A 12,394-nucleotide genomic window follows, 5' to 3' on the forward strand; every position below is an offset into this window, starting at 1 on the left:
TGCGCCCTCAGCCGATGGTCACCTGCCCCGACCTCGCGCAAAGCTCGGCCAGCCCCTCCGCCGTCACCGGCGACAGAACCCCCTCCTCCGTCACGATCGCCGTCACCAGCTCCGGCGGCGTCACATCGAACGCCGGGTTGTACGCCTGCGTCCCCAGCGGCGCCACCGGAATACCGCCTCCCGCCTCCATCCCGATCACCGGCACATGCGGCGCAGTGACCTCCGTCACCTCGTGTCCGGCCCGCTGCTCCACCTCGATGGACGCTCCGTCCGGGGTGAGCGGGTCCACGGTCGTCACCGGCGCCACCACGATGAACGGCACATGGTGATAGCGCGCGAGCACCGCGAGCGGATAGCTCCCCACCTTGTTCGCCACCGACCCGTCTGCTGCGATGCGGTCGGCGCCGATCAGCACGGCATCCACCTCCCCCGCCGCGAACAGCGAACCCGCCGCGTTGTCCGTCAGCAGCGTGTACGCCATGCCGTTCCGCGCCGCCTCGTACGCCGTGAGCCTGGCCCCCTGCAACAACGGCCGCGTCTCGTCCACCCACAGCCTGCGCAGACTCCCCGCCCGGTGCGCCTTGAGAGCCACCGCGAACGCCGTTCCCTCCCCACCCGAGACCAGCGCCCCGGTGTTGCAGTGCGTCAGGATCCGGTGCCCACCCCCCGGCAGCAGCTCGTCGAGCAGTTCCAGACCGTGCGCCGCCATCCTGGCGCTGGCCTTGGCATCCTCGGCGTGCAGAGCCCGCGCCGCCTCCAGCGCGGCACCCGCCGCCCGCTCGGGAGCGGCCCCGCCCACCACCGCGGTGCGGTACGCCGCCTGGGCCCGCCGCGCGCCGTACGCGAGGTTGACCGCGGTGGGCCGCGCTCCCGCCAGCGCGTCCGCGGCCTCGTCCACATCGAACCCTCGGGCAGCGGCGAGCGCGACGCCGTACGCCCCCGCGATCCCCAGAAGCGGTGCCCCGCGCACCGCGAGCGTGCGGATCGCCTCCACCAGTGCCGGTGCGTCGGTGCACACCAGCTCGATCTCCTCGCCCGGCAGCCTGGTCTGGTCGAGGATGACCAGTACGGGGCCTTCAGGTGGCTCGTCCCAGCGGATCGCGGGGATCGCCGGGGTCTCGGTCGGCCGTATGTCCTCGCTGGATTGCGCGTACTGATCAGCCATCCGCCCAGTCTGCCCCCTACCCGGCGGACAATTGAAGGTGTCCCACCCCTACGGCACCCGGTCACCCGGCCGGTGCCCCGTGGCACGATGGCTGGCAACCTGCCGCCGCACCCGCGGACGGGCACCGTGAAGGAGCGACGATGAACGACACTCCGGGCTGGGCTTCGCCCGGATCCGCCCCCTCCGACGGCCAGGACTCCGGCAAGCCGGACGCCACCGAGCCCGCGGACGACAGCCGGCAGAGCGGCCCGTCCAAGTGGTCCAAGGAGCAGCCGCCGCCCGCCCAGTGGTCCCCGCCCAGCGACCCGGGCCCGGGACAGACCCCGCCTCCGCCACCCCCTCCGCCCGGCCAGGGCGGCGGCTGGGGCTGGGGCCGACCCCCGAGCGGCCCGGGTGGCCCCGGAGCCCAGGGCGGCCCAGCAGGACCCGGCCCCGGCGGCTATCCCGGCTGGGGCGCCTGGCAGGGCCCCCCGCCCGCCGCCAAGCCCGGAGTCATCCCGCTCCGCCCGCTCGGCGTCGGCGAGATCCTCGACGGCGCCGTGTCCACGATGCGCGCCCACTGGCGCACGGTCCTCGGCATCTCCCTGAGCGTGGCCGTGCTCACGGAGATCGTCGTCGTTCTCCTCCAGGGCCTGGTCCTGAGCGAGTCCGCCGACACCGACGCCCTCAACGACCCGAGCGCGACGGTCGGCGAACTGACCCGCGCCATGGGCGACACCATGCTGAACTCCGGGGTGGTCCTCGCGATCACCCTGCTCGGCACGATCGTCGCCACGGCCCTGCTCACGATGGTCACAAGCCGCGCGGTGCTCGGTAAGTCGGTGACCACCGCCGAAGCCTGGCGGGACTCCCGCCCTCAGCTCGCAAGGCTGTTCGGCCTGACCCTGCTCATCCCGCTCATCGCCGTCGCGGTCGTCACCATCGGCATCCTGCCCGGCCTCCTGATCGCGCTCGGGGGTGCCTCCGACGCGGGGGCGGGCCTCGCCGTGCTCGGCGGCCTCGCCGCGGGCGTCGCCGCCATCTGGATCGTGGTCCGCTTCTCGCTCGCCTCCCCCGCGCTCATGCTGGAGAAGCAGGGCGTCAAGAAGTCCCTGACCCGTTCCGCCAAGCTGGTCCGCGGCTCGTGGTGGCGGGTCTTCGGCATCCAGCTGCTCGCCGCCATCATCGCGAACGTCGTGGCGTCGATCATCGTCATCCCGTTCACCTTCCTCGCCGGCGCGGTCAGCGGCGAAGGCGTCAGCGGCTTCCTCGACGGCACCAGCGAACTGGGCTGGACGTTCCTGATCGTCAGCGGCGTCGGCTCCGTCATCGGCTCCATGCTGACCTTCCCGATCACGGCCGGGGTCACCGTGCTCCTCTACATCGACCAGCGGATCCGGCGCGAGGCCCTCGACCTCGAACTCACCCGCGCCGCCGCCGGCACCCCCGGCCAGGGCACCAACCCGCCCGGCACCCCGGGGAGCTGATGCGGTGACAGCGGCGGGGGCAGTGCTCATGGGGCTCGGAGCGGCACCGCTCCTGCCGCGCACCGGCGAGGACCCACCGGTGACGATCCCACGCGACCCCGCCCGTGAAGCGGCCGAGCGCGAACTGTCCAAGCCGATGTACCACGAGAACGACCCGAGCCTCCTCCAGCGCGCCCTGAACGCCTTCTGGAACTGGGTCGACGACCTGTTCTCCGCCGCCGCGGGGGCCACCCCGGGCGGCGGGCTCGGCCTCCTCGTCATCGTCCTCGCGGTAGTGGCCCTGGGCGCCGCCCTCTGGTGGCGCCTGGGCACCCCGCACCGCACCCCCACCTCCGCACCGCCCCTCTTCGACGACCGCCCCCGCAGCGCCGCCGAACACCGCGCCGCCGCCGAGGCCCACGCCGCCCAGGGCCACTGGAACCAAGCCGTCCAGGAACGCATGCGCGCCATCGTCCGCGCCCTGGAGGAACGCGCACTCCTGGACCCCCGCCCCGGCCGCACCGCCGACGAAGCCGCAGCGGAAGCAGGCCGAACCCTCCCCGCCCACGCCCCCCAACTCCGCTCCTCGGCCCACGAATTCGACGACGTCACATACGGCGGCCGCACCGCCGACGAACCCGCGTACCTCCGCCTGGCCGCGCTCGACCGGGACCTCGAACGCACCAAGCCGGTCCTGACCAGCACCACCCACACCACCCCGAGCAGCAGCTCCCAGGGAGCCGCCGAATGACCGGCTCCACCCGCCCGGCCGAGCCACCCCAGCCCGCCACGCCCTCCACCACGCGGCAGCCGGACGCCCCTCGCCCCACCACCTCGGTCTCGCCGACACCCCGCCAGCTCTGGACCCGCTCCCGAGGCATCGCCCTCGCCCTGGTCATCCTGCTGGCCACGGCCGTCGCCATCGCCGCCGTCCGCTCCGGCGCCCAGCACGGCCGCCTCGACCCGCGCTCCGCCGACCCCCACGGCAGCCGAGCCGTCGCCGAACTCCTCGCCGACCAGGGCGTATCCACCCGCGTGGTCACCACCACCGAAGAGGCCCGCACCGCGGCCGGCCCGGACACGACCCTTCTGGTGACCAACCCCGACCTGCTCACCGACGGCCAGCGCTCCCGCCTCCACGCCGCCACCAAACACTCCGGCGGCCGCACCGTCCTCGTCACTCCCGGCGCCCCCTCGGTCAAAGACCTCGCCCCGGGCGTCACCGCGCACGACACCCCCAGCGCGGACTCCACGCTCTCCCCCGGCTGCTTCCTGCCGGCCGCCCGCCGAGCGGGCACCGCCGACATGGGCGGCATCCGCTACGACACCCTCACCCCCGACGCCGAGGCCTGCTACCTCAGCGACGGCCTGCCCAGCCTTCTGCATCTCCCCGCCCCCCGCGGAAAGGGCGACACCGTCGTCCTCGGCGCCCCCGACATCCTCTACAACGACCACCTCGACAAGCGCGGCAACGCCTCGCTCGTCCTGCAACTCCTCGGTACCCGACCCGAGTTGGCCTGGTACCTCCCCTCACTCTCCGACGACCGGACGGCCGACTCGGAGCAGCGCGGCTTCTTCGATCTGATCCCCTCCGGCTGGCGTTGGGGCACCCTGCAACTCGCCATCGCCGCGGCTCTCGCCGCCCTCTGGCGCGCCCGCCGCCTCGGCCCCCTCGTCACCGAACGCCTCCCCGTGGTCATCCGCGCCTCAGAGACCGTCGAAGGCCGTGCCCGCCTCTATCGCAGAGCGAACGCCCGTGACCGCGCGGCCACCGCCCTGCGCACCGCCACCCGCACCCGCCTCGCCCCCCTCGTCGGCGTATCCCCCGCTCAGGCGCACGCGCCCGAGACCCTGATCCCCGCACTGTCCACGCGACTTCGCACTCCCGGCCAAGACCCGCACCCCCTCCTCTTCGGGCCGCCCCCGGGCAACGACACAGCGCTCATCGCCCTAGCCGACCAACTCGACGCCCTCGAAAGAGAGGTACGCCACTCATGATGGACCCGACCACTGACACCGGGCCCACCGGAGATTCCCGCGACGCACGCGCTTCCCTCGAAGCCCTGCGCGCAGAGATCTCCAAGGCCGTGGTCGGCCAGGACTCCGCCGTCACCGGCCTCGTCGTCGCCCTCCTCTGCCGCGGCCATGTCCTACTAGAAGGAGTCCCTGGGGTAGCCAAAACGTTGCTTGTCCGCGCCCTCGCGGCGAGTCTCGAACTCGACACCAAGCGCGTCCAGTTCACCCCGGACCTCATGCCGAGCGACGTCACGGGCTCCCTCGTCTACGACGCGCGCACCACGAAGTTCTCCTTCCAGCCCGGCCCGGTCTTCACGAACCTCCTCCTCGCCGACGAGATCAACCGCACCCCGCCCAAGACCCAGTCCTCGCTCCTCGAAGCGATGGAGGAACGCCAGGTCACGGTCGACGGCACCCCCCGCCCGCTCCCCGACCCCTTCCTGGTCGCGGCCACCCAGAACCCCGTCGAATACGAGGGCACCTACCCCCTCCCCGAGGCCCAACTGGACCGCTTCCTCCTCAAACTGACGGTCCCGCTCCCCTCCCGTCACGACGAGATCGACGTCCTCACCCGCCACGCCGAGGGCTTCAACCCACGCGACCTGCAAGCCGCCGGCGTACGCCCCGTAGCGGGCCCCGCCGACCTGGAAGCCGCCCGCGCCGCGGTCGCCAAGACCTCCATCTCCCCCGAGATCACCGCTTACGTGGTCGACGTGTGCCGCGCCACCCGCGAATCGCCCTCTCTCACCCTCGGCGTCTCCCCCCGAGGCGCCACGGCCCTGCTCTCCACGGCACGCGCCTGGGCCTGGCTCACCGGCCGCGACTACGTCATCCCCGATGACGTCAAAGCCCTCGCGCTGCCCACCCTCCGCCACCGCATACAGCTGCGCCCGGAGGCCGAAATGGAGGGCGTCACCGCGGACTCGGTCATCAACGCGATCCTCGCCCACGTCCCGGTCCCCCGCTGATGGCCGTTACCGGACGCACCGCCCTCCTGGCAGCCCTGGGCAGCCTCCCCGTAGGTCTCTGGGACCCCAGCTGGACCGGCATCCTCGCCGTCAACGCCCCCCTGGCCCTGGCGTGCGCCTGCGACTTCGCACTGGCCGCCCCGGTACGCCGCCTCGGCCTGACCCGCTCCGGCGACACTTCCGTACGCCTGGGGGAGACCGCCGACGTCCAGCTCACCGTCACCAACCCCTCCGGCCGCCCCCTGCGCGCCGACCTCCGAGACGCCTGGCCCCCCAGCAGCTGGCAGCCCGGAACCGAAGTCGCCGGATCCCGCCAGAGCCTCGCGATCCCCGCCGGCGAACGCCGCCGCCTCACCACTCACCTGCGCCCCACCCGCCGCGGCGACCACCGATCCGACCGCGTGACCATCCGCTCGTACGGCCCGCTGCGCCTCTTCGCCCGCCAGGGCAGCCACCGGGTCCCGTGGACCGTACGCGTCCTACCGCCCTTCACCAGCCGGAAGCACCTGCCCTCCAAGCTGGCCCGGCTCCGCGAACTCGACGGTCGTACCAGCGTGCTGACCCGCGGCGAGGGCACCGAGTTCGACAGTCTCCGCGACTACGTCCCCGGCGACGACACCCGCTCCATCGACTGGCGCGCCACGGCCCGCCAGTCCACCGTCGCGATCCGTACCTGGCGCCCGGAACGCGACCGGCACATCCTTCTGGTCCTCGACACCGGCCGCACCTCCGCCGGCCGGGTCGGCGACGCGCCACGCCTCGACGCCTCGATGGACGCCGCACTCCTCCTGGCCGCCCTCGCCTCCCGTGCCGGTGATCGCGTGGACCTTCTCGCATACGATCGCCGCGTACGTGCCCTGGTCCAGGGCCGATCAGCAGGTGATGTCCTCCCCTCTCTGGTCAACGCCCTGGCGACTCTGGAACCCGAACTCATCGAGACGGACGCCCGAGGCCTGACCTCGACGGCCCTACGCACAGCGCCCCGCGGTTCCCTGATCGTGCTGCTTACGAGCCTCGACGCGGCCCCCATCGAAGAGGGCCTGCTACCCGTACTCTCTCGGCTCACCAAACGCCACAAAGTCCTGCTCGCTTCGGTCGCCGATCCCAAGATCGAGGAAATGGCGAATGCCCGTGGAATGGCAGAAGCGATATACGAGGCGGCAGCGGCAGCCCAAGCGCAATCCGAAAGGCACCGCACGGCGGAACAACTCACCCGCCGCGGCGTCACGGTCGTGGACGCGACCCCAAACAATCTGGCCCCCGCGCTGGCCGACGCTTACCTTTCCCTGAAGGCGGCCGGCCGTCTCTGAGGAGAAAGGGCAGGGGCGTGAAAACAAAAAAAGCCTCAGTCCCCGGACATTGTCCGGGGACTGAGGCTTTATAAAATTAGTTCGGCGGCGTCCTACTCTCCCACAGGGTCCCCCCTGCAGTACCATCGGCGCTATGAGGCTTAGCTTCCGGGTTCGGAATGTAACCGGGCGTTTCCCTCACGCTATGACCACCGAAACACTATGAAACTGACAACCGCACCGCCATGTGGCATGACGGGGTTGTTCGTGGTTTCAGAACCAACACAGTGGACGCGAGCAACTGAGGACAAGCCCTCGGCCTATTAGTACCAGTCACCTCCACCCGTTACCGGGCTTCCAGATCTGGCCTATCAACCCAGTCGTCTACTGGGAGCCTTAACCCCTCAAAGGGGGTGGGAATACTCATCTCGAAGCAGGCTTCCCGCTTAGATGCTTTCAGCGGTTATCCTTTCCGAACGTAGCCAACCAGCCATGCCCTTGGCAGGACAACTGGCACACCAGAGGTTCGTCCGTCCCGGTCCTCTCGTACTAGGGACAGCCCTTCTCAATATTCCTACGCGCACAGAGGATAGGGACCGAACTGTCTCACGACGTTCTAAACCCAGCTCGCGTACCGCTTTAATGGGCGAACAGCCCAACCCTTGGGACCGACTCCAGCCCCAGGATGCGACGAGCCGACATCGAGGTGCCAAACCATCCCGTCGATATGGACTCTTGGGGAAGATCAGCCTGTTATCCCCGGGGTACCTTTTATCCGTTGAGCGACGGCGCTTCCACAAGCCACCGCCGGGTCACTAGTCCCGACTTTCGTCCCTGCTCGACCCGTCGGTCTCACAGTCAAGCTCCCTTGTGCACTTACACTCAACACCTGATTACCAACCAGGCTGAGGGAACCTTTGGGCGCCTCCGTTACTCTTTGGGAGGCAACCGCCCCAGTTAAACTACCCATCAGACACTGTCCCTGATCCGGATCACGGACCGAGGTTAGACATCCAGCACGACCAGAGTGGTATTTCAACGGCGACTCCACGAACACTGGCGTGCCCGCTTCAAAGTCTCCCACCTATCCTACACAAGCCGAACCGAACACCAATATCAAACTATAGTAAAGGTCCCGGGGTCTTTCCGTCCTTCTGCGCGAAACGAGCATCTTTACTCGTAGTGCAATTTCACCGGGCCTATGGTTGAGACAGTCGAGAAGTCGTTACGCCATTCGTGCAGGTCGGAACTTACCCGACAAGGAATTTCGCTACCTTAGGATGGTTATAGTTACCACCGCCGTTTACTGGCGCTTAAGTTCTCAGCTTCGCACACCCGAAAGTGCACTAACCGGTCCCCTTAACGTTCCAGCACCGGGCAGGCGTCAGTCCGTATACATCGCCTTACGGCTTCGCACGGACCTGTGTTTTTAGTAAACAGTCGCTTCTCGCTGGTCTCTGCGGCCACCCCCAGCTCACCGTGTAAAACGGATCACCAGTGATGGCCCCCCTTCTCCCGAAGTTACGGGGGCATTTTGCCGAGTTCCTTAACCATAGTTCACCCGAACGCCTCGGTATTCTCTACCTGACCACCTGAGTCGGTTTAGGGTACGGGCCGCCATGAAACTCGCTAGAGGCTTTTCTCGACAGCATAGGATCATCCACTTCACCACAATCGGCTCGGCATCAGGTCTCACCCTGTATGTCATCCGGATTTACCTAGATGACGGGCTACACCCTTACCCCGGGACAACCACCGCCCGGGCTGGACTACCTTCCTGCGTCACCCCATCACTCACCTACTACCACCTTGGGTCAGCGGCTCCACCACTCCCCTCAACTCCGAAGAGATCAGGGCGGCTTCACGGCCTTAGCATTAATGGGCTCGATGTTTGACGCTTCACAGCGGGTACCGGAATATCAACCGGTTATCCATCGACTACGCCTGTCGGCCTCGCCTTAGGTCCCGACTTACCCTGGGCAGATCAGCTTGACCCAGGAACCCTTAGTCAATCGGCGCACACGTTTCTCACGTATGTATCGCTACTCATGCCTGCATTCTCACTCGTGAACCGTCCACCACTGCCTTCCGGCGCAGCTTCACCCGGCACACGACGCTCCCCTACCCATCCACACAGGCGTTGGCCCTATTGTGTGAATGACACGACTTCGGCGGTACGCTTGAGCCCCGCTACATTGTCGGCGCGGAATCACTAGACCAGTGAGCTATTACGCACTCTTTCAAGGGTGGCTGCTTCTAAGCCAACCTCCTGGTTGTCTGTGCGACTCCACATCCTTTCCCACTTAGCGTACGCTTAGGGGCCTTAGTCGATGCTCTGGGCTGTTTCCCTCTCGACCATGGAGCTTATCCCCCACAGTCTCACTGCCGTGCTCTCACTTACCGGCATTCGGAGTTTGGCTAAGGTCAGTAACCCGGTAGGGCCCATCGCCTATCCAGTGCTCTACCTCCGGCAAGAAACACACGACGCTGCACCTAAATGCATTTCGGGGAGAACCAGCTATCACGGAGTTTGATTGGCCTTTCACCCCTAACCACAGGTCATCCCCCAGGTTTTCAACCCTGGTGGGTTCGGTCCTCCACGACCTCTTACAGCCGCTTCAACCTGCCCATGGCTAGATCACTCCGCTTCGGGTCTTGAGCGCGCTACTAAACCGCCCTATTCGGACTCGCTTTCGCTACGGCTTCCCCACACGGGTTAACCTCGCAACACACCGCAAACTCGCAGGCTCATTCTTCAAAAGGCACGCAGTCACGACGCACCAAGCAAGCTTGATGCGCGACGCTCCCACGGCTTGTAGGCACACGGTTTCAGGTACTATTTCACTCCGCTCCCGCGGTACTTTTCACCATTCCCTCACGGTACTATCCGCTATCGGTCACCAGGGAATATTTAGGCTTAACGGGTGGTCCCGCCAGATTCACACGGGATTTCTCGGGCCCCGTGCTACTTGGGTGTCTCTCAAACGAGCCGCTGATGTTTCGACTACGGGGGTCTTACCCTCTACGCCGGACCTTTCGCATGTCCTTCGCCTACATCAACGGTTTCTGACTCGTCTCACAGCCGGCAGACTGTGAAAGAGAGATCCCACAACCCCGCATACGCAACCCCTGCCGGGTCTCACACGTATACGGTTTGGCCTCATCCGGTTTCGCTCGCCACTACTCCCGGAATCACGGTTGTTTTCTCTTCCTGCGGGTACTGAGATGTTTCACTTCCCCGCGTTCCCTCCACACTGCCTATGTGTTCAGCAGCGGGTGACAGCCCATGACGACTGCCGGGTTTCCCCATTCGGAAACCCCCGGATCAAAGCCTGGTTGACGACTCCCCGGGGACTATCGTGGCCTCCCACGTCCTTCATCGGTTCCTGGTGCCAAGGCATCCACCGTGCGCCCTTAAAAACTTGGCCACAGATGCTCGCGTCCACTGTGCAGTTCTCAAACAACGACCAACCACCCATCACAGCCCGCCTAAGCGAACCTTCACTGGGGTCGGCATTGAGGTCGGGAACAAGTCCGTACCCTCAGATACCCAACAGCGTGCCCGACACCCTTCACCGCTTCCCTCCACTTTCCACGCTCTAAAGAGCAGTACTTGCAGGAGAAGACAGTCAAGTGTGCCGAGTAGTCAACGTTCCACCCATGAGCTACCACCGTCGATCGTTTGCCGACGTAGTGGCCTCTGAACCAGGCAAGCCTGGCTTAGAAGTGCTCCTTAGAAAGGAGGTGATCCAGCCGCACCTTCCGGTACGGCTACCTTGTTACGACTTCGTCCCAATCGCCAGTCCCACCTTCGACAGCTCCCTCCCACAAGGGGTTGGGCCACCGGCTTCGGGTGTTACCGACTTTCGTGACGTGACGGGCGGTGTGTACAAGGCCCGGGAACGTATTCACCGCAGCAATGCTGATCTGCGATTACTAGCAACTCCGACTTCATGGGGTCGAGTTGCAGACCCCAATCCGAACTGAGACAGGCTTTTTGAGATTCGCTCCGCCTCGCGGCTTCGCAGCTCATTGTACCTGCCATTGTAGCACGTGTGCAGCCCAAGACATAAGGGGCATGATGACTTGACGTCGTCCCCACCTTCCTCCGAGTTGACCCCGGCAGTCTCCTGTGAGTCCCCATCACCCCGAAGGGCATGCTGGCAACACAGAACAAGGGTTGCGCTCGTTGCGGGACTTAACCCAACATCTCACGACACGAGCTGACGACAGCCATGCACCACCTGTATACCGACCACAAGGGGGGCACCATCTCTGATGCTTTCCGGTATATGTCAAGCCTTGGTAAGGTTCTTCGCGTTGCGTCGAATTAAGCCACATGCTCCGCTGCTTGTGCGGGCCCCCGTCAATTCCTTTGAGTTTTAGCCTTGCGGCCGTACTCCCCAGGCGGGGAACTTAATGCGTTAGCTGCGGCACCGACGACGTGGAATGTCGCCAACACCTAGTTCCCACCGTTTACGGCGTGGACTACCAGGGTATCTAATCCTGTTCGCTCCCCACGCTTTCGCTCCTCAGCGTCAGTAATGGCCCAGAGATCCGCCTTCGCCACCGGTGTTCCTCCTGATATCTGCGCATTTCACCGCTACACCAGGAATTCCGATCTCCCCTACCACACTCTAGCCTGCCCGTATCGACTGCAGACCCGGGGTTAAGCCCCGGGCTTTCACAACCGACGTGACAAGCCGCCTACGAGCTCTTTACGCCCAATAATTCCGGACAACGCTTGCGCCCTACGTATTACCGCGGCTGCTGGCACGTAGTTAGCCGGCGCTTCTTCTGCAGGTACCGTCACTTTCGCTTCTTCCCTGCTGAAAGAGGTTTACAACCCGAAGGCCGTCATCCCTCACGCGGCGTCGCTGCATCAGGCTTTCGCCCATTGTGCAATATTCCCCACTGCTGCCTCCCGTAGGAGTCTGGGCCGTGTCTCAGTCCCAGTGTGGCCGGTCGCCCTCTCAGGCCGGCTACCCGTCGTCGCCTTGGTGAGCTTCTACCTCACCAACAAGCTGATAGGCCGCGGGCTCATCCTGCACCGCCGGAGCTTTCAACACACTCAGATGCCTGAGCGTGTGTTATCCGGTATTAGACCCCGTTTCCAGGGCTTGTCCCAGAGTGCAGGGCAGATTGCCCACGTGTTACTCACCCGTTCGCCACTAATCCCCACCGAAGTGGTTCATCGTTCGACTTGCATGTGTTAAGCACGCCGCCAGCGTTCGTCCTGAGCCAGGATCAAACTCTCCGTGAATGTTTTCCCGTAATCGGGATGAACACCACGAGAGCGGAACGGTCGGGAGGAATAATCCCGTCCGTTCACAGCGTCCTCGCTGTGTCGCCTGCACGGACAGTGCCGTACAGGACTTTTTCAAAGGAACCTCAACTCACCGAAGTGAGTCGGGGTATCAACATATCTGGCGTTGACTTTTGGCACGCTGTTGAGTTCTCAAGGAACGGACGCTTCCTTTGTACTCACCCTCTCGGGCTTTCCTCCGGGCG

At 65.8% G+C, this 12,394-nt stretch carries 6 protein-coding genes and 3 rRNA genes; 5 read left to right on the forward strand and 4 right to left on the reverse strand.

Annotated elements, in window-relative coordinates; translation table 11 throughout:
* Nucleotides 1–7: 7 nt before the first annotated feature.
* Complete coding sequence (gene mtnA / locus DMA15_RS14260; RefSeq protein WP_125513124.1) at nt 8–1,165, reverse strand: S-methyl-5-thioribose-1-phosphate isomerase; 1,158 nt, start codon at nt 1,163–1,165, stop codon at nt 8–10.
* A gap of 140 nt (nt 1,166–1,305) precedes the next feature.
* On the opposite strand from mtnA, the gene DMA15_RS14265 reads away from it, so the two are divergent.
* The 5 genes from DMA15_RS14265 to DMA15_RS14285 are packed head-to-tail and all read left to right on the forward strand — an operon-like array spanning nt 1,306 to nt 6,904.
* Complete coding sequence (locus tag DMA15_RS14265) at nt 1,306–2,631, forward strand: glycerophosphoryl diester phosphodiesterase membrane domain-containing protein (protein WP_125513125.1); 1,326 nt, start codon at nt 1,306–1,308, stop codon at nt 2,629–2,631.
* A 28-nt stretch (nt 2,632–2,659) separates the two neighbouring features.
* Nucleotides 2,660–3,361 (forward strand): DUF4129 domain-containing protein, encoded by a 702-nt coding sequence (locus tag DMA15_RS14270; protein WP_125513126.1) that lies wholly within the window; start codon nt 2,660–2,662, stop codon nt 3,359–3,361.
* A complete protein-coding gene (locus DMA15_RS14275; RefSeq protein ID WP_125513127.1) occupies nt 3,358–4,608 on the forward strand; it encodes a DUF4350 domain-containing protein in 1,251 nt (416 codons plus the stop codon). Before DMA15_RS14270 ends, DMA15_RS14275 begins: the two co-directional genes overlap by 4 nt.
* Nucleotides 4,605–5,594: a MoxR family ATPase gene (locus DMA15_RS14280; RefSeq protein ID WP_125513128.1), complete on the forward strand. Its 990-nt coding sequence runs from the start codon at nt 4,605–4,607 to the stop codon at nt 5,592–5,594. Before DMA15_RS14275 ends, DMA15_RS14280 begins: the two co-directional genes overlap by 4 nt.
* Nucleotides 5,594–6,904, forward strand: coding sequence for a DUF58 domain-containing protein (locus tag DMA15_RS14285; RefSeq protein ID WP_125513129.1), 1,311 nt, complete (start codon nt 5,594–5,596; stop codon nt 6,902–6,904). Before DMA15_RS14280 ends, DMA15_RS14285 begins: the two co-directional genes overlap by 1 nt.
* 79 nt (nt 6,905–6,983) lie before the next feature.
* On the opposite strand, the gene rrf is transcribed toward DMA15_RS14285, so the two are convergent.
* The 3 genes from rrf to DMA15_RS14300 form a co-directional block, all read right to left on the reverse strand.
* Nucleotides 6,984–7,100, reverse strand: a 5S ribosomal RNA gene (gene rrf / locus DMA15_RS14290).
* Nucleotides 7,101–7,186: 86 nt separating this feature from the next.
* Nucleotides 7,187–10,311 (reverse strand): 23S ribosomal RNA (locus DMA15_RS14295).
* 309 nt (nt 10,312–10,620) lie between these two features.
* A 16S ribosomal RNA gene (locus DMA15_RS14300) occupies nt 10,621–12,146 on the reverse strand.
* Together the 16S, 23S and 5S rRNA genes form the textbook arrangement of a ribosomal RNA operon.
* Between the last annotated feature and the right edge of the window lie 248 nt (nt 12,147–12,394).

Origin of the sequence: Streptomyces sp. WAC 01529 (genome assembly GCF_003945545.1) — a bacterium.
GTDB lineage: Bacteria > Actinomycetota > Actinomycetes > Streptomycetales > Streptomycetaceae > Streptomyces > Streptomyces anatolicus.